Here is a 25,076-nt window from a genome sequence, read left to right as displayed (position 1 = left end):
CTGGGGGGCGGCGGGGTCGGGGGCTTCCGGGGCGGCGGGGGTGACGGCTTCCGGGGCGGCTTCGGTGAGGACTGCGGTTTCGGTGGCTGCGGTGAGGGCTGCCATCTCGGCGGCGGCTGCGGCGGTGGTGGCGGTGGAGGTCACGGCTGGATCTCCCATCTGTGTGCGGCGACGAACTCCGCCACCGCCTGATCGACGGCCTCCTGACCGGTGCCGGTCGCGCGGAGCACACCCAGGTAGTCGCGGTTGGTCCGGTACAGCTCGTGCCGCTCGCCGAGGCGGCGCAGCGGACGGTACGTCAGATGGACACCCTCGACGTGGAGTTCGGTCGGTTCCGGTGCCGCGACGAGAGTTCCGGCCCGGTCGGCGCACGGGTACTCCAGGCGGGCGGCGCCGTCGCGTCGTGGCTCCAGGTCGGCGGGGAGTGGCTCGCCGAGGTGGGTGCGGAGGATGTGCTCGAAGAGGGGCAGGTCGAGCAGCTCGGCGAGGAGCAGGTCGCACTGGTCGCCGATGGCCCGGTAGTTGACCTCGATGACGCGCGCCCGGCCCTCGTGGACGACGAACTCGGTGTGGCAGGCGCCGAAGTCGACGCCCAGTGCGTCGAGTTGGGCGAGAACCTGCGCGACGACCGGCTCCGGGTGGGCCGGCACGAACGTCATCCGCTCCTCGATGAAGTACGGCGGCGGGGAGACCTCGGTGTGGAAGCCGCCGAGGACATGCCGGACGCGACCGTCTCCGAGGGTCTCCAGGGTGTACAGCTCACCCGGCAGATACTCCTCGACGACCAGGGTGGCACCGGGGCGTCGGGCGAGGATCTCCTTGCCGTGAGCGACGAGGTCGGCGGGGTTCTCGACGAGCACGACGTCCTCGCTGGCGACGCCCTCGCGGGGCTTGAGGACGCAGGGGTACGGCGCGTCGGCGACCGGCGGGCCGGTCAGGTCGGCCGGTTCGGCGATCTCGGCGGACCAGACGGTGTCCACCCCGGCGGCGGCGAGCCGACGGCGCATCTCGCCCTTGTCCTTGCAGCGCACGGTGGCCCGCCAGTCCTTGCCCGGCAGCCCGAAGTACTGCGCGGCGAGGGCGGCCTGGGTCTGGAGGTGGTCACTGTTGGTGAAGACCGCGGCGGGCCGGTGGTGGGTGGAGATCCGGGTGATGACGGCGCGGAAGTCGCGTACGTCGCACGCGAGGACCTCGACACGGGGGTGCTCCGGGTACGCGGCGCGATGGGCGTCCGGCTGGTCGGTGAGGATCGTGACGTCCGGACCGAGCCGGGCGACGGCGGGCAGGAAGCCCTCGGTGACGGAGTCGGTGGGGTTCAGAGCGAGGAGGTACAGACGCATGGGACGGTGCACGGCTTCCGCTGGCGGGTGAGGGGTCGGACGGGACGGGCCGGCGACGAAGAGGGCCGCGGAGGCGGTCTGGTCAGCCCCGCGATTCACGATCCGCACCCCACTTGGCCATCAGCACTTGATCTTGCAGCTAAGGTAAGGCTTACCTCCTCGCCTCACCAAACTCCCTCACGCTCTGGAGTTGCCGATGACCATGGCCTCCCTGGCGCTCCCCCGGGCCGCCGCTCCCCCGCACGCGCCGGGCCTCGCCGCCGCCACCCCCACGCACGTCGCGGATCTCCTCCCCTCCACCCCGACGGGCGTCGCGGGTCTCCTCGCCGCCGCCTACCGCCGTCTGGACGAGATGTGCGAGGTGCTGTCCGTACGGGTCTGGGAACCGGGCCAGGGCCCCACGGCGCCGTCACCCGTAATGACCACGGGCACCGTGGTGTTGACGAACGGTCGGGAAGGGCTGGAGGCATTCGTCGAGGCCGAGGCCGCGCGGATCCTGAGTCGCTACGACCACACCGCGCCCCGCCATGTCGCCGCCTCCCGGGCCCTCCATGACTATGTGTGGTCGGTCGCCCTGCTGATGAGCGGTGCCTGGTATCTGGAGCGACGGGTGCCGCGCATCGCTCCCGATGACATTCGGGTGGACGTGGCGTCGGGCACGTACGAGATCCGACCCGGAACCGACCTCGTCTGCCTGCCGGACGACCCCGCGGCGGTGCTCGACGGCGCGCGGACGGTCACGCACCAGGAGGCGCTGCGGGCCGAGTTGCGGGCGGCCGTGGCGGACCACATGGGGCCGGTACTGGAGGCGTTCGGGCCGTATGTACGCCGGGGCTCGCGGGCACTGTGGGGCATGGTCTCCGACGACCTGGTCTCCGGGCTCTGGTACCTCGGGCGCACACGGGGGGACGAGGCCGCCGGGGTCAGGGCCGCGTCGGAGGTGCTGCCCGCCGCCCGCGCGCCCTTCCCTGGCGGCGCCGACTTCCGCGTACTGCGCACGGCCGACGGCCACGAGCACCCGACCCGCACACGCAGGGGCTGCTGCCTCTACTACACGATCCGCCCGGCCGAGGCCTGCTCCACCTGCCCCCGCACCTGCGACGCGGAACGTCTGCGGCGGCTGGAGGGCTGAGGCGGGCGGTCAACGGCCCGCAGGCGGCGGCCGGGAGCCGGGCGACTCGATTGCGGGGCGCCTCGATTGTCGGGTGTCGCCTCGACTGCCGGGCGGCTCGACGGCCGGGGCGGGCCGTGGCTCAGCGAGGAACGGCGGTGTCATCGGCCTCGAAGTCGGCGCCCCGAAGTCGGCTGCGGACGCGCCGACGGCGGTGGCATCGACCCGAAGTCGACTGCGGGCGCGCCCTGTGCCTCGCCTTGACGCACATCACCCCTGCCAGACCTCGACGACCGAGGGGGCCAGCACGCCGGCCTGGGCGTGGCCCGCGCGGGCTGCGGCGGGCCGGTGCGTGTCGTCCGCCAGATTGCGGCCCATCGCACGACGCGCGGCACTGTCCGGGGTCAGTAGGACGACACGCGCCCCGGCGTCGGAGAGTTCGGCGGCCTGCTGCGCGGCGCTCGGATGCGGGCCGACCGCCCGTGGGACGGGGACGACCGCCAGTACCCGGCGGTACCCGCGGGCGAGTTGGAGGTTGGCGGTCGAACGGCTGCCGCCGTCCATCCAGCGCCGGCCGGCCACGGTGACCGGCGGCCACACGACGGGCACGGCGCAGCTCGCCGCGACCGCTTCGAGGAGTGTGACCCCGGACGTCGAGTCGAACACCTCGGTCCGCCCGTCCCGCGCGTCGACCGCGGCGATGCACAACGCCCGTTCGGGCCAGTCGCGTACGTCGCCCAGGAGCGGGCCGACCGTGTCGAAGACGTCCGACTCCGGGCCGGTCCGGGCACGGAGTGCCGCCCGGCCGAGGCGTTCAATGGATCTCTGGGGGTCGCGGGAGCCGAGCGCCGCCCAGAGGTAGCTCGCGGTCTGGCGGGCCGTCACCGGCAGCCGGACCGCGTCGGCCCCGGAGAGCTGACGCTGGTAGAGGTCCACGGCCGGGACGCCGGACCGGAGCCGGGAACCGAAGACGGCGCCGGCGGACGTGCCGATGACGGCATCGGCGCTCCCGAGATCGACCCCGGCCTCACTCAGCCCGGCGAGCACTCCCACCATCCAGGCTCCGCCCACCGGTCCGCCGCCGCCGAGCACGAGTGCGGTGCTGGACATGGCGCCCCTCCCCCTGATCGACCGCGGACGCCCTGCCCGCCGGAGACGGAACGGGGAGCTGTCCCCGTTTACCCGACCGACCTTAGCACTTGAAACGGGGAGTGCCCCCCGGTACGAGGTGAGGGCTCCGCTCTTCGGCCGACCGCCCGGCGACCCGGCGACCCGGCGACCCGGCGACCGGGCGACCGGGCGACCGGGCGACCGGGCGCCGAACACCGCTACCGCGCGGGACTTCCCGACCCCCACCACGGGACCCGGTCACCCACGTTGTTCTTGGCGAAGTAGTCGGTGACGGCGGCGATCTCCGCGGCGTCCGGCTGATCGTTGGGGCACTCCGCTCCTGCTGAGGCGCCCGTCATCACCTTGGAGCAGGGGCCCGGGCCCGAATCGGGGAGCGAGAGGATGTGCCCCAGCTCGTGGACGACGATCCGGGAAGGCTTGTACAACTGGGCGTCGCCGACCTCCAGGTACACCCACCCCCGGCCCGCGCCCTTGATGTTGACGTGGGACTGGACACCCTTGGCGGTCTTGTACGACATGACCCGCAGTGCCGCCGGAGTGTCCTGTTCGACGAACTTGATCGTCGGGACGGCCTTGTTCCAAATCGCGATCGCCTCGCGGGACACGTCGGTGTAGGAACCGGCCAACAACAGGTCGATCGGGATGATCTCCGGTGCCGGGTTGGCGGCGCCGGCCGGCGTGCCGACACTCACCAGGGCGCCGCACGCCAGGACCACGGCCGACAACGGTTTCAGTACTCGGGCCACAGGAGTCACCTCTCTCGCATGGACAGATGTCGACGCAAGGTAATGACTTTGCATGTACACCCCAAGATCACTTCAGGCCAAGACGGATCATGGGCCGCCACCCCGGCCGTCCGCCCGGGACAGGGGCTCTGCCCCGGGGTCCTCCGGAATCCGATGGCGTGTCGCGGTGCGCGAAGTCAAGAATCACCGGATGCGTGAAGTGAAGCTGTCCGACGGGACCGTCACCCTGTCCCCGCTGCGACCGGAAGACGCGGAAGTCCATCTCGCCGGCGAGGACGAGGAGTTGGTTCGCTGGCTGAGTGGCGGTCGCAGCACACGCGAGGGCGTCGACGCGTACCTACGGCATTGTCAGGAGCAGTGGGAGACCGCCGGCCCGCTGCGCGCCTTCGGCATCCGGGTGGGCACCGATGAGGTCCTGGCCGGGACGATCGACCTGCGCTTCACCGTGGCGGGCCTGACCCCCGGTCAGGTCAACGTCGCCTACGGCCTCTACCCGCCCTGGAGGGGGCGCGGCCTGGCCACCCGCGCGGTGCTCCTCATCTCGGGGTACGCCGCCGCCGAGGGAGGGAAGGAGGCCGTGATCCGAGTGGAGCCGGAGAACGCCGCTTCCGCCGCAGTCGCCCGCCGAACCGGCTTCATCCCCGACAAGCACACACGGGGCGAGGACGGGACGCGGTTCGACTGGTACGTCCGGGACCTGCGCCTCGATACCTGGAGCGGCATACGGGCTTAGGGCCCTAGCCGTCCAGAGTGGCAGCTTCGGATCTTGCATGATGATCGGTATGAACACGGAAACCTGCGACCCAGCCGAGTTGGTCACCCTCCGCGAGATCTTCGCGTCCCGTCCCGAGGCGGCGCCGCCGGCCGGCTGGGAGGCGGTGCGGTCCTTCGAGGCGGAGCACGGCATCCTCCTCCCGGAGCCGTACCGCACGTTCGTGGCGGAGATCTGCGACGGACTGCGCGCCGGACCGCCCTACTACGGTCTGCTGCCCCTCACGCACATACCTTCGGACTGGGGCTCGAATCGCCCTGAGCGCCGTCTTGCCGAGCCCTTCCCGCTCACGGCGGCATGGCTGTGGGAGGACGAGGGTGACGAGGAGACACTGTCGGAGGAAGAGTTCGAGGCCCGGTTGGCCCCCGTGTTCGATCACGGCTCGCTGTTGCTGGGCACCGACGGCTGCGGCATGTACTGGCACTTGATCGTCACCGGCCCGCAGCGCGGTCACATCTGGCAGATCGCCGGCGAGGGCGCGATCCCTTTCGGCCCCCAGTCACCCGAGGCCCTGATGCCCGGCAAGCCTGGCTTCACGGGCTGGGTGAACCACTGGGCCGAGGGCCGCTCCTGGTTCGCGGATGCCTGAGGGCTGTTGCCGTAAGGCGTGGAGGCTTTCCCCGGTACGGGCTCAAGGGCGGGTATCGGTCGGCCGATGACGGTGGCATGGAAGCGCACTCTCTCGCTGCACGCCGTAAGGTCTCCCGCCGTCTGATGACTGCCGGGCTGCTCGCCGGGGCTTGGGGGGCGGTGACCGGACCTCTGGCCGGGACGGCGAGAGCTGCTTCGACGCGCCCGGGAGCGACCGCAGACGGCCTGCGGGCGCTGTTCGGGTCGGAGAACCGCGTGATCCGTACGTCTGAGCGGGTGGTCGCGGTGACCTTCAACGCGGCCTGGAACGACGCCGGCCTCGACAGCATTCTCGACGACCTCGCCCGTCGACGCACGCCTGCCACGTTCTTCCTGACCGGCGCTTTTGCCGACCGCCACCCCGAGGTGGTCAGGAGGGTAGCGGCCGCAGGGCACGGGGTGGGCAACCACTCCTACAGCCATCCCTACTTCAAGGGCCTGACCACAGCCGGACGACACCGCGAGGTCCAGGCAGCGGACCAGGCCCTGCGCGCGGCCGGGGCAGGACGGTCCCTGACACCGTACTTCCGGTTTCCCTACAGCGAGACCAGCGCTGCGCAGATCGACGAGGTCAACGGCCTGGGTTTCGCGGACATCGAATTCACCGCCGACACCAAGGGGTGGAAGGGCACCGAAGGCGGCATGACCGTGGACCTCGCGGTGGGCCGGGCGCTGGACGCCCTGCGTCCAGGGGCGATCATGCAGATGCACGTCGGTGCGTCCGAGGGCCGCGCCGAGGTGATCGACGCGCAGGCACTGCCGCGGATGCTCGACGCGATCACCGCACGTGGCTACCGCGTCATCGACCTCCGCACCCTGCTCACACCTGTGGCCAGCTCGGCAGGCAGCGCGGACACGCCCTGAAAGAGCGTGTTTCCACTGCTCATCGAGCACCGCGCATCCGTCAGTTTCGTGTCTCGGCGCAATGCGGCCCCTCCCAGCCTCGGCCTTGATCCGGCCACCCGGTAAAAGGCATCGGGAACGACCTAACGGGTTGAGTCACGCGCGCGCTCCGGAGCAGCCAGGATCCAGGCGGCAAAGGCTTCGACGCCGTCCACGACTGCCTCGAAGCGCGGTGAGTGGAAGAGGTCGAACGAGTGCTGTCCGCCGGGCAGTTCGGCATAGACCACGGTGCGCTCCGAGACCCGGCGCAGCTGGTCGACGAAGTTCCGGGCGCCCTCCACGGTCGCCAGCGCGTCCTTGGTGCCATGGGCGATGAGGAACGGTGGCGCACCGGGGTTGAGGTACGCGTACGGTTGGTTCGGGGAAGGCGTTTCACCGGGTTCCTCGCCGAAGAAGTGGCCGTAGTAGCCATAGAGGCAGATCGCCGCGGTGACCGAGGTGTCGGCCGACTCGAATCCGGGCTGGAACACTGGGTTGTTCGGCGTGAGCGCGCACACGGCCGCCAGGTTGGAGCCGGCGGAGCTGCCCGCCACGAACAGCCTCGACGGATCGGCGCCGTACTCGGGGGCGTGCTCGCGGACCCAGGCGATGACCTTCTTGGCGTCGATCTGATGGCCGGGGAAAGTCGTCTGGGGCCGCAGTCGGTAGTTGGCGCTGATGCACACCCACCCCTGGCCGGCGAGTCGGTAGAGCAGGGGTCGAGCCTCGCGGTTCTTCGCTCCGCTTGTGTACCCGCCGCCGTGGAAGTAGACCAGGACCGGCGCGTTCGGCGGTGCGTCGCGGCGGCGGTAGACGTCGAGGAGATTCCGGCGCCCGGCGTCCCCGTAGCGGATGTCGGGGATCCGCTGCACGTCACGCCGCCGCATCAGGCCCGGCAGTAGCAGGATGCGGGTCCAGGGCCGGTGGCGGCGCAGCGGTGCGTGGACACGATCCCGCCAGCCGGCCCCGAGGCCCTGCTCAAGAGCCCGGCCGACCACCTGATCCGTGCGCAGGCCCCGCCAGGCGGAGACAGCGAGGCCCACGCTGGCGACAGCGGCCACCGTGGCTGTCACCCTGGCGGCCGGGGAGTCCAGATCGCCCTGGGCGGCGGCCAGTGCCGTGGAGGCCGCCAGGACACAGATGCCCGCGAACGGCACCTCGTTGAGGCCCAGGCCGAACCAGAAACTCAGGGTCCCCAGTGGCCGAGGCCGACGGGGCGCGACAACGGCGAAGAAAGTGCACCAGGCGAAGAGCGCGGTCGTCGCCATGTATCCCAACGGCATGTCCATGAACGTACCCCCGTCACCTCTGAAGAATGGCCGAGCCCTCTCCCTGTCGTTGCGGACCACGTACGGGATCTTGAGACCACGAACGACCCGTGACAGGCTCGTGCCGCATGATCGATGAATTCGCGAAACGCGACCTGCACGGGAGACTGCGGCGGGACCGCGAGGCGCTGCTCTGGAAACTCGACGGCTTGTCCGAATACGACGCGCGCCGACCTTTGACAGCGACCGGGACCAACCTCCTCGGCCTGGTCAAACACGTGGCCACCGTCGAGGCCAGATACTTCGGCGAGGTATTCGACCGCCCTTCCCCGGAGCCGCTGCCCCGGTGGCAGGACCACAACGGCAGCGATCTGTGGGCGACCGAGGACGAGACCCGCGATCAGATCATCGGGTTCTATCGGCGCACGTGGGAACACTCGGACGCGACGATCAACGAGCTTCCCCTCGACGCCCCCGGCCACGTGCCGTGGTGGCCGGAGCCCTGTCCCAACACGAACCTGTTCGCCATCATGGTCCATGTCCTCGCCGAGTCCGTCCGGCATGCCGGGCACGCCGATATCCTCCGCGAGGGCCTCGACGGCCGGACCGGATTGCGCGCCGAACACGAGAAGCAGATCGACGAGGAAGCCCGTGCAGCCCACTGCGCGAAGATCGAGCAGGCCGCCAGGTCGACCGCACCGATCAAGGCGTAGATGTTGTCTCACGTGACTTGATGTTGGTGCGGCATGATGCCGGTCGTGGGTGCTGATCCGTCAAAGCGTCTGGTTCCGATGAACTCTGGGAGCTGACCGCCCTGTTGCTCAGGGCTGATGCGTTCTCAGTCAGTGAGACACCGAGCCTGGCTGGGTCAGGGTTTCCCGGCACCCGGTGCTGGTGCCGGGAACGCCACAACCCGCCCGCTGGGTTGCCGCGACTCGGGTCCGCCCCAGGTCTGGCCGACGACGAACAGACGGGGGTCGTCCCCGCGGCTGAGCGCGCAGGCGAAGGCGCCGCGATCCAGGTCGACTGTAGCGAGCACCTCACCACCCTCGCGCACACGAACACAGTGCTGGTTGCCGACGTCGGCGTACCAGACGGCGCCTTCGACATCCATGCAGATTCCGTCCGGGTGGTCGTCGGGTGTCTCCGCCCACACGCGCCGGTTGCCGAGGCCGCCGTGGCTGCCGATGTCGTAGGCGGTGAGCCGGTTCGCATATGACTCAGCAACGATCAGCGTGGCACCGTCTGGGCTGATCGCCATACCGTTGGGGAACGCGAGGCCGTCGGCAACTTGATTGACGTTGCCTTCCGGCGTGACGAGCACGATCAAGCCCGGCGCGAACTCACCGCCGGGAAAGTCGAAACCGATGGTGTTGACATAGGCGTTGCCCCGGTCATCGACCACGATGTCGTTCCACGGCTTCTCCGAGACCTTGGAAAGGTCGGCATGCTGGACGAGTGATCCGTCCGGTTCATGGCGCAGCAGCCGTCGTTGTGCCGAGTCCACGACGAGCAGTCGCCCGTCGGGGAGGAAGTCGATACACATCGGGAACGACGGGACGGTCACCACCACCTCATGGCGTCCGTCGGCGTCAAGCGCGATCACCTGGTTCGCGCCCCAGTCGGAGAACCAGAGCTGCTCGTTGTGCCAGCGCGGTGACTCGCCGAACACGACGGCTTCCATCAGGACCTCGGGTGCGCTCATCACGCCTCTCCTCTCGCTTCGTACAGGGACAGACCTGCCCAGGCACCAGAACTCATCGCGGTCCGCACTGCGATTCGGAGCCAGGACCGATGCGTCTCAGGCTGCGAGATGAAGTAGGTCGAGCGCGTGCTCGGGGCGTGACCGATCGTGGCCGGCGGGGGCAGCGAATTTCGCCCAGCCCGCCTGACGGATCAGACTGATGGCGAGGTTGCGCGGGGTCGCCATGACGCGGGGCGATATTTGTCTACGTCCCTCCCTCGCGGTCGAAACTTTCGATGGCGTCCGGGACTAGTTCGGTGATTGACGTGCGTCGACGCAGATAGCAACACTCTTCGACGGGTTTCCAACAGGAAGCGTCAAAAGCTCGCAGCTCTGGAGGTCGGCTTGCAGGAGTACGCCGGTTACGTCTTCGTCTACTTCACCGGCGAGGGCAGCCCGGACGGCGAGCAGATCCGGTTCGCGCTCAGCAGGGGCGACGACCCCCTCCGCTGGCGCGAGTTGAACGGCGGCGCCCCGGTCCTGACGTCGGACCTCGGGACGAAGGGCCTGCGTGACCCGTTTCTCGTCCGCTCGCCGCGGGGCGACGGGTTCCATCTGATCGCCACCGACCTCCGTATGCACGGCGAGCAGAACGGCGACTGGGACCGCGTCCAGCGCACCGGCAGCACCGCGCTCATGGTCTGGGACAGCAGCGACCTCGTGAACTGGACCGACCGGCGACTGGCCCCCCTCGCCCCCGGCACGGCCGGCAACCTCTGGGCACCGGAGGCGTGTCACGATCCCGACCGGGACGAGTACGTCGTCTTCTGGGCCTCCAAGCTGTACGCCGCCGACGACCCGGAGCACACCGCCGACACGCACAACGTGATGCTGTACGCGACCACCCGCGACTTCCGGGTCTTCAGCGAACCCCGGCTCTGGAACGACCCCGGTCACTCCGTCATCGACTCCACGGTCGTCCGGCACGACGGCACCTACTACCGCTTCACCAAGGACGAGCGCGCCAACTCGCCCGAGGCGCCCGGCGGGAAGTTCATCACCGTGGAGAAGTCGGCCGACCTGCGGGCGACGTCGTACGCGTTCGTGGCCGACCGTGTGGGGCAAGGGGTGATCGAGCAGGGCGAGGGCCCGATCGTGTTCAGGTCCAACACCGAGGCCAAGTGGTACCTGTTCATCGACGAGTTCAGCGGGCGCGGCTACGTCCCCTTCGAGACCACCGATCTCGACTCCGGCAAGTGGACGCCCTGCGAGGACCACGCCCTGCCGCCCGGTGCCCGGCACGGCTCCGTCCTGCCGGTGACCCGGGCCGAGTACGAGCGGCTGCTGGCCGCGTACGCGCCGAGCACGTCCGTCGTCGACGCCCATGTGCGGGCGGGGATGAAGGCGTACGCCCTCGTCGACGAGCACACCTCGAAGGTCGTGCTGCCGCTGCACCCGGGGACCGAACTCGACGCGCTCGCCCCCGACTTCGACCTGGCCGCGGGGGCGAGCATCGACCCGCCGTCCGGCACCCCGCGCGACTTCCGCGCCCCGCGCACGTACACGGTCACGGCCGCCGACGGCACCCGGCGCACCTGGACGGTCGAGGCCCTCCATATGCGCAGCCCGCTGCTGCCGGGGCTGACCGCCGACCCCAACATCCAGGAGTTCGGCGGCCGTTACTACATCTACCCGACGACCGACGGCTTCGAGGGCTGGGGCGGCACCCGGTTCACGGTCCACTCCTCCGACGACCTCGTCACCTGGCAGGACCACGGCGTCGTCCTGGACCTGGAGTCCGACGTGAGCTGGGCGGACCGGTACGCGTGGGCGCCGGCCGCCGGGGAGCGCGACGGGGCGTACTACTTCTACTTCTGCGCGAACCAGCAGATCGGCGTGGCCGCCGGGGACAGCCCCACGGGCCCCTTCCGGGACGCGCTCGACCGTCCCCTCATCGCACGGGACGACTACGCCGGCCAGATGATCGACCCGGCCGTGTTCCGGGACGACGACGGCACCACGTACCTGTACTGGGGAAACACCGAGGCGTACGGGGTGCCCCTCCACGACGACATGGTGTCGTTCGACCCCGAGCGGGTGCGGCGGTTCACCCCCGACGGCTTCCGCGAGGGCGCGTTCGTCATCAAGCGGCGGGGCGTCTACTACTTCATGTGGTCGGAGGACGACACCCGCAGCGAGGACTACCGGGTCGCCTACGCCACCGGGCCCTCGCCGCTCGGGCCGTGGACCAAGAAGGGGGTGATCCTGCGCAAGCGCCCCGAGTACGGGATCCTCGCGACCGGCCATCACACCGTCGTGAACGTCCCCGGCACCGACGACTGGTTCATCTGCTACCACCGGTTCGCGGTTCCCGGCCCCGGAACGCCGCGCGGCGACGGCACACACCGCGAGTCGACCCTGGACCGGCTGGTGTTCGCGGCCGACGGCTCCATCGAGGAGGTCGTCCCCACCCTCGGGTCCATCGACCCCGTCTGAGCCTCTCCCGAGCACACGCGCGGAAGTCAGTCGTGGGGCGCCTGTCCACTGACGCGGTGGTCGGCGTGGCTGAGCGCCTCGACGACCAGCCGCCGCAGATGTCCGTCGCTGAGGCTGTAGTGGATGTGGCGCCCCTCGCGGCGGGTCTGCACGAGCCCCGCGAGTCGCAGCTTCGCGAGGTGCTGGCTGACCGCGGTCCGGGACGCGTCGCAGCGTTCGGCCAGGGATCCGACGTCGGACTCGCCCTGCGCGAGGAGCCACAGCAGATGCAGCCGGGTGACGTCGGAGAGCATCGCGAACACCCCCGTCGCCTCGGTGAGCCGCGCGCTGTCGGGAGCGCGCAGATGCGCACCGGGTGCAGGTGACACGGCGTGGCGTTCTGGCATGAGGCCAGCCTAGAGCCATCGGCCGGGCCGTGGGCCGATCGTGACGGTCGTGACGGCGACTCCAGGGCCATCATGTGCGCAGATGCGCACATGATGGCTACACTCGGAGGACATCGCGCGCGGTCGCTTCGACCGTCACGCCGACCCGTCACGCCGAGCCGTCGCCCGAGGCCGTCACGCCGAGCCTTCGTGCAGAGGGGAGCCGCCCGTATGCTCGCCGTCCTGCGTCACCGCACCTATCGGCGTCTGTTCGCCGCCCAGGTCATCGCGCTGGTGGGTACGGGTCTCGCGACCGTCGCCCTGGGGCTGCTGGCGTACGACCTGGCGGGCGCCGCCGCCGGGTCCGTGCTGGGCACGGCGCTGGCGATCAAGATGGTGGCGTACGTGGCGGTCGCCCCGGCCGTCGGCGCGATCGCGGACCGGCTGCCGCGCCGGGCGCTCATGGTGACGGCGGACCTGGTGCGCGCCGGGGTCGCGCTGCTCCTGCCGTTCGTGGACTCGGTCTGGCAGGTGTACGTCCTGGTGTTCCTCCTCCAGTCGGCGTCCGCGGTGTTCACGCCGACGTTCCAGGCCGTGATCCCGGACGTGCTGCCCGAGGAGCGCGCCTACACACGGGCGCTGTCGATGTCCCGTCTCGCCTACGACCTGGAGAGCCTCTTCTCCCCCGCGCTCGCGGCGGCGCTGTTGTCCGTCATCACCTACAACTGGCTGTTCACCGGTACCGTTCTCGGCTTCCTCGCGTCGGCCGCGCTGGTCGTCTCGGCCGTGCTGCCCGAACGCACGGCACGCCCCGGGCCCGGGGGCGGTCGCCGCTCGGGCATCCGCGGGTTCCTCACCGTCCCCCGGCTCCGGGCGCTGCTCGCCCTGGACCTCGCGGTCGCCGCCGCCGGCGCGATGGTCACCGTCAACTCCGTGGTGTACGTCCGCGATGTGCTGGGCCTGTCCGAGGGTGCCGTACCGCTGGCGCTCGGCGCGTACGGGGCCGGGTCGATGGTGGTGGCGCTGGCGCTGCCTCGGCTGCTGGACCGGGTGCCGGACCGGGCGGTGATGTTGCCGGCCGCGCTGCTGCTGACGGTCGTCTTCGCCGGGCTGGGTGCCGTCACCGCGGCGTCGAGCGGCGCGTGGCGGGTGCCCGCGCTGCTCGGCGTGTGGGCCGCGTTCGGCGCGGCGTGCTCGGCGGTGCTCACGCCGACCGGGCGGCTGATCCGGCGGTCCGTGCCGGCCGGGGAGCGCACGGCCGCGTTCGCCGCCCAGTTCTCCCTCTCGCACGGCTGCTGGCTGCTGACCTACCCGCTCGCCGGTTGGCTCGGCGCGACGGCCGGACTCGACTGGACGACGCTCGCCCTGGGGGCGATCGCGCTGGCCGCGGCGCTGCTGGCCGTACGGCTCTGGCCGGCGCCGCCCGCGACCCATGTGCACTCCGACCTGCCCCTCGGCCACCCGCATCTGGCGGACGCCCTACGGGTACCGACGGGCTGGCGCCACAGCCACGGACGACTCACGGACGGACTCCACGCGGGCCTCTGATGACACCGGAACAGACGGCTCCCCTGGCGACTCACTGACGCACTGCGGGAGTTCAGCCCGTCGTCCACTTCTCCTCGATCCGGGCGAGGCGCCACACCAGCAGGGCGATCACCCAGGTCGCGAAGAAGAGGGCGACGACGACATAGCCGACGGTATTGAGGTCGACGCCGGCGACCCGGTCCCAGAACGGGCCGTGCAGGCCCGCCTTCTCGACGATCAGGCCGAGGAGTTCGACCGTGCCGATGATGAGGGCGACGGCGACCGAGAGGCCGGTGACGGTGAGGTTGTAGTAGACCTTGCGGACCGGCTGGGAGAACGCCCAGCCGAGGCGAAGTTCATGAACGAGCCGTCGATCGTGTCCAGCAGTGACATGCCGGCCGCGAACAGGACGGGCAGGCACAGGATCGCGTACCAGGGCAGCCCCGAGGCCGCGCCCGATCCCGCCAGCACCAGCAGCGCGACCTCCGTGGCCGTGTCGAAGCCGAGGCCGAAGAGCAGCCCGAGCGGAAACATCTGCCACGGCTCGGTGATGGACCGCATCAGCCGGCCGAGGAGCCGGTTCATGAAGCCCCGTTTGTTCAGCTGCTCCTCCAGCGCGGCCTCGTCGTAGGAGCCCGCCCGCATGGCGCGGAACACCTTCCAGATGCCCACCATGATCACCAGGTTGACGATCGCGATGGCGTACAGGAACGTGCCGGAGACGGTGGTGCCGATCCAGCCGGCGACGGCGTGCAGTCCGGAGTCCTCGTTCCGGGTCGGCCCGGCGAGCGCCTTGACGCCGAGGGAGAGCAGGAAGGTGAGGACGAAGACGACCGACGAGTGGCCGAGGGAGAACCAGAAGCCGACCGACAGCGGCCGTCGCCCCTCGCTCATCAGCTTGCGGGTGGTGTTGTCGATGGCCGCGATGTGGTCGGCGTCGAAGGCGTGCCGCATGCCGAGGGTGTAGGCGGTGACGCCCATGCCGATGCCGAAGGTCTTGCTGCCGACGCTGTAGTGCTCGGGGGCGACGATCACGACCAGGGTGAACCAGCCGATGAGGTGCAGCGCCAGGATGAACGCGGCCATCGCGCCGAGGCTCGCCCACTCCTCGCGGGTCATGGAGGCGCGGACCCGACGCCAGGAGAAGCCGCCCTCCCCGGCGGGGGCCGGTCGGGCGGTTTCGGAGGCTGTGGCCATGGAACGTGCGCCTTCTGTCGTCGAGCGGTCGGCCCCCTCAGCCTTGTGCCGGTGATGGGTAGCTGCAACTAGGTCGCAGTAAAGCCCGTGCCACGTTTCGGTCAGGTCGCGGCAGGGCCGGCGACCGAAGGCCGGAAGCGCTCGACGCAGGGTTCGTACGGCGTGGAGGGCGCCCACCGCCGTGGCCGGTGTGCCCAACCAACGTCAGGCACAAGGCCGTTCGCGTCGACCGGGGTCAGGCGGAGCCCTCGCGGCGGCTTCGCCACCACCACAGGCCGCCGCCGAGGACGAGGACGGCCGCGCCGATACCGAGGGGGACGGCCAGGGGGATGCCGTCGTCGTCGGTGTCGTCCGCCGCGGGCTTCGCCGAAGGCGCCGGGGTCTTCTCGGCGCTGGGCTCCGCCGAAGGGGCCGCCGTCGAGGGCTCCTCCGAAGGGCTGGGGGTGGGGCTGACGAGCTCCGCGCCGGGCGCGGCGGGCTTCAGGTCCAGACGGGGCGCGGGGTGGCCGTGGCCGTGTCCGTCACCGCCGGAGTCGTCCAGTTCGATCCAGCGGTCCACCTTGCCGTCACTGTAGGACTGCAGGGTCTTGAACACGAGCGACTTGACGTCGGGCAACTGCCGTACGGTGACCTCGTACTCGGCGTCCTCCCCGACGGCGAGCTTCGGTCCGGAGACGGTGTAGCCCCGGTCGGTGGCGGCGAACTTCCAGCCCTTGGGGCCCTCTTCGTAGGTGACGTCGGCGGGGGTGATGCCCTTCGGCAGGATCACCTCCAGCTTCGTGATGCCGGCCGAGGCGGACTCCGACTCGGCGGAGAAGGTCAGCTCGACGTTCTGGTCGAGGGCGCGGGCGCCCTCCGCCTCGACCTCCGCGTGGGCCGCGGCCGGTGCCGCGGTGGCGACGGCGACCGCGAGCGCGGTCGCGGTGAGGACGCCGAGACGGCGCGTGCTGCGTGCCAGGGTCGGGCGGTGCACAGCTGACTCCCTTGTGCCGAAGGTGTGAAGCCTGCATTCAAGCGCAGGGCCCGTGCACCGGCAAAGGGCGGCCCTCGGCAACGGGACGGTCGCCGTACCGGCAAATCCGCCGTATGGGGCAGGGCCGTTGGGCCTCCCGTGGTGTGCGCCGCGTGGGACTGCTGGGGCGTGCGCCGGGGTGTGTGCTGTTCACCACCGTCTTCACGCCCCCGTCTGCGCTTGTCAGCGCCCTTGTGCGGGCACTACTGTCACCACGCCTTGGTGAACGGGAAATCCGGTGTGATGCCGGTGCGGCCCTCGCCACTGTGATCGGGAAGTCCGGCTCCAGTCCTCGCGGACAGCCACTGGGTCCTTGTGACCCGGGAAGGCGGAGCACGGGCGGTGGTACCCGTCAGCCAGGAGACCGGCCAAGGCACGTCAACCATCCACGAGGTGCTGGAGAGGGTCTGCTGAGCCATGCACATAGCCGAGGGTTTCCTTCCTCCGGCGCACGCGATCGCCTGGGGTGTCGCGTCCGCGCCGTTCGTCGTCCACGGAGTACGGTCACTCACCCGTGAGGTCAGGGAGCACCCGGAGAGCACGCTGCTGCTCGGTGCCTCGGGGGCCTTCACCTTCGTCCTGTCCGCGCTGAAGCTGCCGTCCGTCACCGGCAGTTGCTCCCACCCCACCGGCACCGGACTGGGCGCCATCCTGTTCCGGCCGCCGATCATGGCGGTACTGGGCACCATCACCCTGCTCTTCCAGGCCCTGCTGCTCGCCCACGGCGGCCTGACCACGCTCGGCGCGAACGTCTTCTCCATGGCGATCGTCGGCCCCTGGGTCGGATACGCCGTCTACAAGCTGCTGCGGCGCTACGACGTGCCGTTGATGGTCGCGGTGTTCTTCGGCGCGTTCTTCGCCGACCTGTCCACCTACTGCGTCACCAGCGTCCAGCTGGCGCTCGCGTTCCCGGACCCGAGCAGTGGATTCCTGGGCGCGCTCGGCAAGTTCGGTTCCATCTTCGCCATCACCCAGCTCCCCCTCGCGGTGAGCGAGGGTCTGCTCACGGTGCTCGTGATGCGGCTTCTGGTGCAGTCGAGCAAGGGCGAGCTGACGCGGCTCGGGGTGCTCGTGGCGGGCAAGCGGGACACGACGACGGAGGCGGTGGCGCGATGAGCCGGAACACGAAGATCAACCTCCTGCTGCTGGTGGTCGTGGCCGCGCTCGCGGTGCTGCCGCTGGCGCTCGGCCTCGGCGACCACAAGAAGGAACCGTTCACGGGGGCCGACGGGGAGGCCGAGAGCGCGATCACCGAGATCGAGCCGGACTACAAGCCGTGGTTCTCCCCCCTGTACGAGCCGCCCTCCGGTGAGATCGAGTCCGCGCTGTTCTCCCTCCAGGCCGCCCTCGGCGCGGGCGTCCTCGCCTACTACTTCGGCCTGCACCGGGGCCGCCGCCAGGGCGAGGCTCGGGCGCTGGCACAGCGGGAGACCGCGAAGACGCCGGCCGGGTCCGGCGCCGAAGAGGTCTGACGCCACGTGCTGCCGATCGACGAGGCGGCGCACAGCAGTCGCTGGCGCCGCCGCCACCCCGTGGACAAGGCCGTGCTCGGGCTCGGCCTCACCGTGCTCGCGATCTCGCTGCCGCCCTGGCCCGGCGCGGCCCTGGTCCTGCTGACGTCGCTGGTCGTGCTGCTGGGACCGGCCGGCGTGCCGCGTCGCCGACTGTGGCGCGCCTACCGGGTGCCGCTCGGGTTCTGTGTGACCGGGGCGCTGCCGCTGCTCGTCCAGGTCGGCGGGCCCGACGGTTTCGTGACCCTCGCCGAGGGTGGTCCGGTCCGTGCGGCGGAGCTGCTGCTGCGGACCTCCGCCGCCTCCCTGGGAGTCCTGCTGTTCGCCTTCACCACCCCCATGTCGGATCTGCTGCCCCGGCTGGTGCGAGCCGGGGTGCCCGCGCCGGTGGTGGACGTCGCCCTGGTGACGTACCGCATGAGCTTTCTGCTCCTGGACTCCGTACGCCGGATCCGCGACGCGCAGGCGGCCCGGCTCGGGCACACCACGCGGGCCGCCACCTGGCGGTCCCTCGCCGGGCTCGGCGCGACCGCGTTCGTGCGGGCCTTCGACCGGGCGGCGCGGCTCCAGACGGGGCTCGCCGGGCGGGGCTACGACGGGACCCTGCGCGTCCTGGTGCCCGAGGCGCGGGTCTCCGTCCGCTTCACCACGGTCAGTGTGGTCCTCCTCGCGGCCGTGGCCGCTCTCACCTTCGTCCTGGAAAGGCCGCTGACATGAGCGAGCCCGTGCTGGTCGCCCTGCGGGGCGTGTCATACGCGTACGAGGACGGCCCGGCCGTGCTCAGCGATCTCGACTTCGAGGTGCGGGAGGGCCGTGCGCTCGCCCTGCTGGGCCGCAACGGCAGCGGCAAGACGACGCTGATGCGGCTGCTCAGCGGCGGACTGCGGCCCCGCTCGGGCGAGTTGACGGTCGAGGGGCGGCCGGTGTCGTACGACCGCAAGGGCCTGACCGGGCTGCGGACGACCGTCCAGCTGGTGGTACAGGACCCCGACGACCAGCTGTTCGCGGCGTCGGTCGCCCAGGACGTGTCGTTCGGGCCGCTGAACCTCGGGCTGCCCGACGACCAGGTGCGGGTACGGGTGGACGAGGCACTCGCCGCGCTCGGTATCTCCGCCCTAGCCGACCGGCCCACCCATCTGCTCTCCTACGGCCAGCGCAAGCGGACCGCGATCGCCGGCGCCGTGGCGATGCGCCCCCGGGTGCTGATCCTCGACGAGCCGACCGCGGGCCTCGATCCCGACGGCCAGGAACGGCTGCTCGCCACCCTGGACGGGCTCCGCCGGTCCGGCACGACCGTGGTGATGGCCACCCATGACGTCGATCTGGCGCTGCGGTGGGCCGACGACGCGGCGCTGCTCACCCCGGCCGGCGCGCGGACAGGCCCGGTGGCCGCGATGCTGGCCCGCACGGACCTCCTCGAACAGGCGGGGCTGCGCCTCCCCTGGGGCATCGCGGTCACCCGGCTCCTGCGCGAGCGGGGCCTGCTGACGGACGACGCGCCCGGTCCGCGCACCCCGGACGAGCTGGCCGCGCTGGCGGGCGCCGCTCCCCCGGTACCGGCCGACGGCTGACCCCGCCGCGCGGCCGGGGCAAGGGCCTCACCGCGGTGGGTCAGATCGGCAGGCCGTAGGTGCGGACGGCGCAGCCCGCGAAGACGTCGTGGTGTTCGGCCGGGCTGAGCCCGCAGACCAATGTCTCGGCCGTGTCCAGCACTTCGCGGTAGTCGGAGGCGAGCCGGCAGACGGGCCAGTCGGAGCCGAACATCAGCCGGTCGGGGCCGAACGCGTCCAGGACGGTGGCGGCGTACGGCTGGAGATCGGCGACCCGCCAGGTGTCCCAGTCGGCCTCCGTGACCAGACCGGAGAGCTTGCAGACGGTGTTCGGCAAGGCGGCCAGCCGCCGTATCTCCCCTGCCCACGGCTCCAGTTCACCGGAGGCGACGGGCGGTTTGGCCAGGTGGTCGAGGACGAAGGTGAGCCGGGGCAGACGCCGGGCGGCCTCCACGGCGGCCGGGAGCTGGTGGGGCTTCACCAGCAGGTCGTAGACGAGGCCCGCGTCGGCGACGGCGGCCAGGCCGCGCAGTACGTCGGGGCGCGTCAGCCAGCGGGGGTCCGGTTCGCCCTGCACCTGGTGGCGGACGCCCACCAGGTGCTCGCCGCCCGGCCCTTCGCGCAGCCCGGCGAGGGTGTCGGCGACCTCGGGCGAGGTGAGGTCGGTCCAGCCGACGACCCCGGCGACCAGGTCGCTCCCGGCGGCCAGGGCGAGGAACTCGGGGGTCTCCTCGGCCACCGTGACCGTCTGCACCAGCACGGTGGCGCTGACTCCGGCGGCACGCGCCTCCGGTTCCAGGTCCGCGAGGGAGAAGTCACGGCGCAGCGGGGCGAGTTCGGGACCGGTGATCCAGTCCTGGTCGCGGACGGCGAGGTCCCAGACATGGTGGTGGGCGTCGACGATCCCGACGCCCCCTTCCGTGCCCCCGCCTTCACCGCCTGTGACTGTGGCGCCGACGGCCGAGGGCGTGCCGGTGTCCGTCCCGCTCACAGTTCCCACACCACGGGCAGTGAGGCGTCGGAGCCGTCCGCGGAGTAGTCGTGGACGACGTCCAGGAGTTCGGCCATGCGGGCCTGCCAGGCGATGTTGACGGGCAGTTTCTCCAGCTCCGCGATCATCGCCGGGTAGTCCTCGACCTCCAGGACGTGGAAGAGGTCGGTGCCGCTGCGCCAGATCGTCCACGCGCTGACCCCGGCGGCGCGGATCGCGGCGGTCAGTTCCTCGGGCACCTCGCGGTGCGCCGCCTCGTACTCGGCGACGCGGTCGGCGCGGACCTTGGTGTGCAGGGCGACCCTCACGACGGCTCCTTCGGCGACGGGGTTCCCTCAAGGGGCGTGTCCAGGGGCGTCGTCCGGGGCGTGGGCACCGGGACGTCCGGGGCGAGCAGACCTTCCGCGCGCAGCTCGTCCCAGAGGGAGGCCGGTACGGGCGCCCTCAACTGCTCCACGGTGTCGCGCACCTCGTCGGTGGAGCGGGCGCCGGTGAGGACGCTCGCGACCGCCGGGTGGCCGAGCGGGAAGCGGAGGGCGGCTGCTCGCAGGGGAACGCCATGGCGTTCGGTGACCGCCTTGAGCCGGCGGGCCCGGTCGAGGACGGGCTCCGGGGCGGGCGCGTAGTCGTAGGTGGCGCCGGGGGCGGGGTCGGTGAGGAGGCCCGAGTTGAGGACGCCGCCGATGAGGACGCTTCTGCCGCGGGCGGCGGCCTCGGGGAGCACGTCGGTGAGGCCCTCCTGTTCGAGGAGGGTGTAGCGGCCGGCGAGGAGGACGACGTCGATGTCGGTCTCGCGCAGGAAACGGGCGGGGAGCGCGGACTGGTTCATGCCGACGCCGATCGCGCCGACGACACCTTCGCCGCGGAGGCGTTCCAGTGCCGGGTACGCCTCGTCGAGGGCCTGCTCAGCGTGGTCGTCGGGGTCGTGGAGGAGGACGATGTCCACCCGGTCCAGGCCCAGACGGTCCAGGCTGGCTTCGAGGGAGCGGCGGACGCCGTCGGCGCTGAAGTCCCAGACGCGGCGCAGGGTCGCGGGGACGGCGAAGCCGTTGGCCAGGTCGTCACCGTCACCGTCGCCGTCGGCGTCGGCGGGCACGAGCAGGCGGCCGACCTTCGTGGAGACGGTGTAGGTGTCCCGGGGGCGGTCGCGCAGGGCCTCGCCGAGGCGGCGTTCGGACAGGCCGAGGCCGTAGTGGGGTGCCGTGTCGAAGGTGCGGATCCCGGCGTCCCAGGCGGCGTCGATCGCGGCGGCGGCCTCCTCGTCGGCCACCGGGCGGTAGAGGTTGCCCATGCCGGCGGCGCCGTAGGACAGTTCGGTGACCTCGACGTCGGTGCGGCCGAGGGTCCTGGTCCTCATGAGGCCGCCGGTCGGAGCCGGAGTCCCTGCATGCCCCCGTCGACGGCGAGGGAGGTGCCGGTGACGGAGGCCGCGGCGGGGCTCGCCAGATAGGCGATGGCGGCGGCGACCTCGTCGGGGGTGACGAGGCGTCCCATGGGCTGGCGGGCGTTGAGGGCGGCGCGCTCGGCCTCGGGGTCGTCGGCCGCGTCGAGGAGCCGGCCGACCCAGGGGGTGTCGGCGGTGCCGGGGTTGACGCAGTTGACGCGGATGCCCTCACGGACGTGGTCGGCGGCCATCGCGAGGGTCAGGGAGAGGACCGCGCCCTTGCTGGCGCAGTACAGGGCACGCTGCGGCAGCCCGGCGGTGGCGCCGATGGAGCAGGTGTTCACGATGGCCGCGTGGTCGGAGTTCCGCAGGTGCGGCAGGGCGGCGCGGCTGGTGCGCACGATGCCGAGGACGTTGACGTCGAGAACCTGGTGCCACTGTTCGTCGGGGTTGTCCTCGACGGTGCCGATGGCGCCGATGCCGGCGTTGTTCACGAGGATGTCCAGACCGCCGAGGTGTTCGACGGCGTCGCCCACGGCGGCCCGTACGGAGGCGTCGTCCGTGACGTCCGCCTTGAGGGCCAGCAGCGGCGGAGGGACGTCGGAGGGGTTCAGGTCGAACACGGCGACCCCGGCGCCCCGCGCGGCCAGCAGCCGGGCCGTGGCCAGTCCGATACCGGACGCGCCACCCGTGACGACCGCGCGCAGCCCTGTCAGATCCGTCATGCGACTTCCTCCCGTCCAGCGAGGTCGGCGGCCCAGAAAGTGCCGTCGGGGTAACGGTATTCGGCGAGCGACCCGGGGTGCATGGTGGCGGAGAAACCGGGGGTGCGTGGTGCGAGGTAGTGGCCCTCGCGCAGCACGACCGGGTCGGTGAAGTGCTCGTGGAGGTGGTCGACGAACTCGATGACCCGGTCGTCGGTGGTGCCGGAGAGGGCCAGGTAGTCGAACATCGACAGGTGCTGGACCAGTTCGCACAGGCCGACTCCGCCGGCGTGCGGGCAGACCGGGACCCCGAATTTCGCGGCGAGCAGCAGGATGGCGAGGTTCTCGTTGACGCCGCCGACGCGTGCGGCGTCGATCTGCAGGACGTCGATGGCACCGGCCTGGAGGAGCTGCTTGAAGATGATGCGGTTCTGGACGTGTTCGCCGGTGGCGACCTTCACCGGGGCGACGCCCTCACGGACGGCGGCGTGGCCGAGGATGTCGTCGGGGCTGGTGGGTTCCTCGATCCAGTACGGGTCGAACTCGGCGAGGGCGCGGGTCCATTCGACGGCCTCGCCGATGTTCCAGCGCTGGTTGGCGTCGATGGCGATGCGGACCTTGGATCCGACGGCGGCACGTGCGGTGCGCATCCGGCGGACGTCGTCGGCGAGGTCGGCGCCGACCTTGAGCTTGATCTGGCTGAAGCCGTCGGCGACGGCCTGCTCGGCCAGGCGCGTGAGCTTCTCGTCGGAGTAGCCGAGCCAGCCCGGGGAGGTGGTGTAGCCGGGGTAGCCGCGCTCCAGCAGTGCCGCCTCGCGCTCGGCGAGCCCGGTCCTGCCGTCGCGGAGCAGCTGGAGGGCGTCCTCGGGGGTGAGGGCGTCGGCGATGTAGCGGAAGTCGACCTGGGAGACCAGCCACTCGGGGTCGGCGTGGGCGAGCAGTCGCCACAGCGGCTGTCCGGCGCGCTTGGCGGCCAGGTCCCACACGGCGTTGACCACGGCGCCGATCGCCATGTGCATCACGCCCTTCTCGGGGCCGAGCCAGCGCAGCTGACTGTCGCCGATCAGGTCGCGGTTGAGGGAGCCGGGGTCGGCGCACAGCGCGTCCACCGAGCGGCCGAGGAGGTGGGGGCGGAGGGCGCCGATGGCGGCGACCTGGACGTCGTTGCCGCGGCCGATGGTGAAGGTGAAACCGTGGCCTTCGAGCCCGTCGCCGGCGTCGGTGCGCAGCACGACATAGGCGGCGGAGTAGTCGGGATCCGGGTTCATCGCGTCGGACCCGTCCAGCTCCCGAGACGTGGGGAACCGGATGTCGTAGGTGTCGACCGCGGTGATCCGGGCAGGGGTTGCAGTCAAGGGGGTGCCTTTCACGCTTGGCCGAAGGTCTGGCGCTGGCCTCCGAGCCCGTCGATCTCGAGCTCGACGGTGTCGCCGGCGCGGAGATAGGGGGTGCCGGGCAGGCCGAGGGCCACGCCTGCGGGCGTCCCGGTGTTGATCACGTCGCCCGGCTCCAGGACCATGTACCGGCTGAGGTAGGCCACGACCTGGTGGACCGGGAAGATCATGTCGCGGGTGTGGCCGTGCTGGCGCTTGACGCCGTTGACGCTCAGGCGCAGCTCCAGGTCCTGCGGATCGTCGATCTCGTCGGCGGTGACCAGCCAGGGCCCCAGCGGGTTGAAGGTCTCGCAGGACTTGCCGAGGTCCCACTGGGGCGAGTACTCGAGCTGGAACTCGCGTTCGGAGACGTCGTGGCTGACCGCGTAGCCCGCGATCACCCCGGCCGCCTCGTCCGGGCTCTCCAGGTAGCGGGCGCGGCGGCCGATCACGACGGCGAGCTCGACCTCCCAGTCGGTCTTCACCGAGCCACGCGGGACGAGCACTTCGTCGTGGGGGCCGACGACCGTGCCCGGGTCCTTCATGAAGACTACGGGGCGTTCGGGGATCGCGGCCCCGGTCTCGGCAGCGTGGTCGCGGTAGTTGAGGCCCACGCAGACGATCTTGCCGGGGCGGGCGACGGGGGCGCCGATCCGCAGGCCGCCGGGGTCGATCTCGGGCAGTCCGCCCGCTTCGAGGGCGGCGCGGGCCCGCTCGATGCCGCCGGAGCCGAGGAAGGTGCCGTCGATGTCGGCGGTCACGGCGGACAGATCCAGCAGCCGGCCGTCATCGGTGCGGACCGCGGGGCGCTCCTCGCCGGGGGCGCCGACGCGTAGCAGTTTCACTGAGCAGCTCCCTTGCCATAGGAGATCAGGAGTCATCGGAGGAATGGCGCACCGTGACTGTAGAGGTCGAACGGCGGGCTGACAACGTATTCCTCGGATGTATTTGCCGGATGCAGCCGCTCCCCGCAGGCCAAAGGTCCTTCATGGGCGAAATAGTCCTGCGGTCACCGAGGGACGGTCACCCGACCACCGACGGAGATCACTGCGAACTACCTCTTGTCAGCGCCTGCAATGCCGTCGTAACGTCCTCGTCGTCCGAGATACATCGGAGGAATCGTTCCGCGGATTCCCACGGATTCCCACGGCGTAGTGGCTGCTCAAACTCCGCTGCTCGTACACCGGTTGACCCTCACCCCTCCCCTCCCATCGGTCCGCGCATGCCCTCAGGGGGCTTCCCCCGTCCCGGCTAAGGAGAGAACCCGGCCATGAAGTTCGCTCGCACCCGCTCCACCGCCGTAGCGGCCTGTGCCGTCGCGGCCCTCGGTCTGCTCACCGCGTGCAACCGCGACAGTTCCTCCGGCTCGGCGGGCTCGGGCGGTGACAAGCCCGCCATCGGC

The 25,076-nt window shown here is 71.2% G+C and carries 24 protein-coding genes, 1 pseudogene and 1 riboswitch; of the genes and pseudogenes, 11 read left to right on the top strand and 14 right to left on the bottom strand.

All coding sequences use genetic code 11. The features are described 5' to 3' along the window. Nucleotides 1–140 precede the first annotated feature (140 nt). Complete coding sequence (locus AOK23_RS03205; RefSeq protein ID WP_055711225.1) at nucleotides 141–1,340, bottom strand: ATP-grasp domain-containing protein; 1,200 nt, start codon at nucleotides 1,338–1,340, stop codon at nucleotides 141–143. 196 nt (nucleotides 1,341–1,536) lie between these two features. Between AOK23_RS03205 and AOK23_RS03200 the strand changes: the two genes are divergently transcribed. Then, nucleotides 1,537–2,472, top strand: coding sequence for a (2Fe-2S)-binding protein (locus tag AOK23_RS03200; RefSeq protein WP_420823684.1), 936 nt, complete (start codon nucleotides 1,537–1,539; stop codon nucleotides 2,470–2,472). Between the two features lie 249 nt (nucleotides 2,473–2,721). Here AOK23_RS03200 and AOK23_RS03195 read toward each other — a convergent pair whose 3' ends face one another. Continuing rightward, on the bottom strand, nucleotides 2,722–3,561 hold the full coding sequence (locus AOK23_RS03195) for a patatin-like phospholipase family protein (protein WP_055711224.1): 840 nt from the start codon (nucleotides 3,559–3,561) through the stop codon (nucleotides 2,722–2,724). Nucleotides 3,562–3,779: 218 nt separating this feature from the next. Beyond that, nucleotides 3,780–4,328, bottom strand: coding sequence for a snapalysin family zinc-dependent metalloprotease (locus AOK23_RS03190; protein WP_055711223.1), 549 nt, complete (start codon nucleotides 4,326–4,328; stop codon nucleotides 3,780–3,782). A 190-nt stretch (nucleotides 4,329–4,518) separates the two neighbouring features. On the opposite strand from AOK23_RS03190, the gene AOK23_RS03185 reads away from it, so the two are divergent. The 3 genes from AOK23_RS03185 to AOK23_RS03175 all read left to right on the top strand — a co-directional run bounded on the left by AOK23_RS03185 (nucleotide 4,519) and on the right by AOK23_RS03175 (nucleotide 6,594). Further along, on the top strand, nucleotides 4,519–5,061 hold the full coding sequence (locus tag AOK23_RS03185; protein ID WP_055711222.1) for a GNAT family N-acetyltransferase: 543 nt from the start codon (nucleotides 4,519–4,521) through the stop codon (nucleotides 5,059–5,061). A 37-nt stretch (nucleotides 5,062–5,098) separates the two neighbouring features. Then, the gene (locus tag AOK23_RS03180; RefSeq protein ID WP_055711221.1) at nucleotides 5,099–5,689 is read left to right on the top strand and encodes an SMI1/KNR4 family protein; all 591 of its coding nucleotides are present in this window, start codon (nucleotides 5,099–5,101) and stop codon (nucleotides 5,687–5,689) included. A gap of 278 nt (nucleotides 5,690–5,967) precedes the next feature. Beyond that, nucleotides 5,968–6,594, top strand: a complete 627-nt coding sequence (locus AOK23_RS03175) for a polysaccharide deacetylase family protein (protein WP_157877923.1) — start codon at nucleotides 5,968–5,970, stop codon at nucleotides 6,592–6,594. Between the two features lie 122 nt (nucleotides 6,595–6,716). Here AOK23_RS03175 and AOK23_RS03170 read toward each other — a convergent pair whose 3' ends face one another. Then, on the bottom strand, nucleotides 6,717–7,895 hold the full coding sequence (locus AOK23_RS03170) for an alpha/beta hydrolase (RefSeq protein ID WP_055711227.1): 1,179 nt from the start codon (nucleotides 7,893–7,895) through the stop codon (nucleotides 6,717–6,719). A 113-nt stretch (nucleotides 7,896–8,008) separates the two neighbouring features. On the opposite strand from AOK23_RS03170, the gene AOK23_RS03165 reads away from it, so the two are divergent. Then, nucleotides 8,009–8,593 carry a DinB family protein gene (locus tag AOK23_RS03165; protein ID WP_055711219.1) on the top strand — a complete coding sequence of 195 codons (585 nt, stop codon included), beginning with the start codon at nucleotides 8,009–8,011 and terminating at the stop codon, nucleotides 8,591–8,593. 155 nt (nucleotides 8,594–8,748) lie between these two features. Here AOK23_RS03165 and AOK23_RS03160 read toward each other — a convergent pair whose 3' ends face one another. Beyond that, nucleotides 8,749–9,585, bottom strand: a complete 837-nt coding sequence (locus tag AOK23_RS03160) for an SMP-30/gluconolactonase/LRE family protein (RefSeq protein ID WP_055711218.1) — start codon at nucleotides 9,583–9,585, stop codon at nucleotides 8,749–8,751. A 384-nt stretch (nucleotides 9,586–9,969) separates the two neighbouring features. Here AOK23_RS03160 and AOK23_RS03155 point away from each other — a divergent pair, with 384 nt between their 5' ends. Next, nucleotides 9,970–12,060 carry a glycoside hydrolase family 43 protein gene (locus AOK23_RS03155; protein ID WP_055711217.1) on the top strand — a complete coding sequence of 697 codons (2,091 nt, stop codon included), beginning with the start codon at nucleotides 9,970–9,972 and terminating at the stop codon, nucleotides 12,058–12,060. Nucleotides 12,061–12,086: 26 nt separating this feature from the next. On the opposite strand, the gene AOK23_RS03150 is transcribed toward AOK23_RS03155, so the two are convergent. Further along, nucleotides 12,087–12,446, bottom strand: a complete 360-nt coding sequence (locus tag AOK23_RS03150; RefSeq protein ID WP_055540448.1) for an ArsR/SmtB family transcription factor — start codon at nucleotides 12,444–12,446, stop codon at nucleotides 12,087–12,089. A 210-nt stretch (nucleotides 12,447–12,656) separates the two neighbouring features. Here AOK23_RS03150 and AOK23_RS03145 point away from each other — a divergent pair, with 210 nt between their 5' ends. Further along, the gene (locus tag AOK23_RS03145; protein WP_055711216.1) at nucleotides 12,657–13,973 is read left to right on the top strand and encodes an MFS transporter; all 1,317 of its coding nucleotides are present in this window, start codon (nucleotides 12,657–12,659) and stop codon (nucleotides 13,971–13,973) included. A gap of 52 nt (nucleotides 13,974–14,025) precedes the next feature. Here the strand turns inward: AOK23_RS03145 and nicT are convergent. Continuing rightward, a pseudogene (gene nicT, locus AOK23_RS03140) lies at nucleotides 14,026–15,071 on the bottom strand (Nickel transporter NicT). Nucleotides 15,072–15,384: 313 nt separating this feature from the next. Continuing rightward, entirely contained in the window at nucleotides 15,385–16,122 is a 738-nt protein-coding gene (locus AOK23_RS03135) for a DUF1775 domain-containing protein (protein ID WP_055711215.1), read from the bottom strand. A 242-nt stretch (nucleotides 16,123–16,364) separates the two neighbouring features. Continuing rightward, nucleotides 16,365–16,548: riboswitch (cobalamin riboswitch) on the top strand. A 30-nt stretch (nucleotides 16,549–16,578) separates the two neighbouring features. On the opposite strand from AOK23_RS03135, the gene AOK23_RS03130 reads away from it, so the two are divergent. Genes AOK23_RS03130 through AOK23_RS03115 form a run of 4 tightly spaced genes read left to right on the top strand, consistent with a single transcriptional unit; the run spans nucleotide 16,579 to nucleotide 19,243 of the window. Next, nucleotides 16,579–17,277: an energy-coupling factor ABC transporter permease gene (locus tag AOK23_RS03130; protein WP_055711214.1), complete on the top strand. Its 699-nt coding sequence runs from the start codon at nucleotides 16,579–16,581 to the stop codon at nucleotides 17,275–17,277. After that, nucleotides 17,274–17,633 carry an energy-coupling factor ABC transporter substrate-binding protein gene (locus AOK23_RS03125; protein WP_055711213.1) on the top strand — a complete coding sequence of 120 codons (360 nt, stop codon included), beginning with the start codon at nucleotides 17,274–17,276 and terminating at the stop codon, nucleotides 17,631–17,633. The genes AOK23_RS03130 and AOK23_RS03125 overlap by 4 nt, the downstream gene beginning before the upstream one ends. Nucleotides 17,634–17,639: 6 nt before the next feature. Next, nucleotides 17,640–18,389 (top strand): cobalt ECF transporter T component CbiQ, encoded by a 750-nt coding sequence (cbiQ, locus tag AOK23_RS03120; protein ID WP_055711212.1) that lies wholly within the window; start codon nucleotides 17,640–17,642, stop codon nucleotides 18,387–18,389. Continuing rightward, nucleotides 18,386–19,243, top strand: a complete 858-nt coding sequence (locus AOK23_RS03115; protein ID WP_055711211.1) for an energy-coupling factor ABC transporter ATP-binding protein — start codon at nucleotides 18,386–18,388, stop codon at nucleotides 19,241–19,243. Before cbiQ ends, AOK23_RS03115 begins: the two co-directional genes overlap by 4 nt. Nucleotides 19,244–19,283: 40 nt before the next feature. Here the strand turns inward: AOK23_RS03115 and AOK23_RS03110 are convergent, their stop codons facing one another. The 6 genes from AOK23_RS03110 to AOK23_RS03085 form a co-directional block, all read right to left on the bottom strand. Next, complete coding sequence (locus AOK23_RS03110; RefSeq protein WP_055711226.1) at nucleotides 19,284–20,126, bottom strand: amidohydrolase family protein; 843 nt, start codon at nucleotides 20,124–20,126, stop codon at nucleotides 19,284–19,286. 83 nt (nucleotides 20,127–20,209) lie between these two features. After that, nucleotides 20,210–20,521 carry an L-rhamnose mutarotase gene (locus AOK23_RS03105; RefSeq protein ID WP_055711210.1) on the bottom strand — a complete coding sequence of 104 codons (312 nt, stop codon included), beginning with the start codon at nucleotides 20,519–20,521 and terminating at the stop codon, nucleotides 20,210–20,212. Beyond that, a complete protein-coding gene (locus tag AOK23_RS03100; protein ID WP_055711209.1) occupies nucleotides 20,518–21,570 on the bottom strand; it encodes an aldo/keto reductase in 1,053 nt (350 codons plus the stop codon). The genes AOK23_RS03105 and AOK23_RS03100 overlap by 4 nt, the downstream gene beginning before the upstream one ends. Continuing rightward, nucleotides 21,567–22,322, bottom strand: coding sequence for an SDR family NAD(P)-dependent oxidoreductase (locus AOK23_RS03095; protein WP_055711208.1), 756 nt, complete (start codon nucleotides 22,320–22,322; stop codon nucleotides 21,567–21,569). The genes AOK23_RS03100 and AOK23_RS03095 overlap by 4 nt, the downstream gene beginning before the upstream one ends. Further along, nucleotides 22,319–23,656, bottom strand: a complete 1,338-nt coding sequence (locus AOK23_RS03090; protein ID WP_055711207.1) for an L-fuconate dehydratase — start codon at nucleotides 23,654–23,656, stop codon at nucleotides 22,319–22,321. Before AOK23_RS03090 ends, AOK23_RS03095 begins: the two co-directional genes overlap by 4 nt. An 11-nt stretch (nucleotides 23,657–23,667) precedes the next feature. Further along, nucleotides 23,668–24,519, bottom strand: coding sequence for a fumarylacetoacetate hydrolase family protein (locus AOK23_RS03085; RefSeq protein WP_055711206.1), 852 nt, complete (start codon nucleotides 24,517–24,519; stop codon nucleotides 23,668–23,670). Between the last annotated feature and the right edge of the window lie 557 nt (nucleotides 24,520–25,076).

This window comes from Streptomyces torulosus (assembly GCF_001419765.1).
GTDB lineage: Bacteria > Actinomycetota > Actinomycetes > Streptomycetales > Streptomycetaceae > Streptomyces > Streptomyces torulosus.
This window is presented reverse-complemented; position numbering and strand designations above follow the sequence as displayed.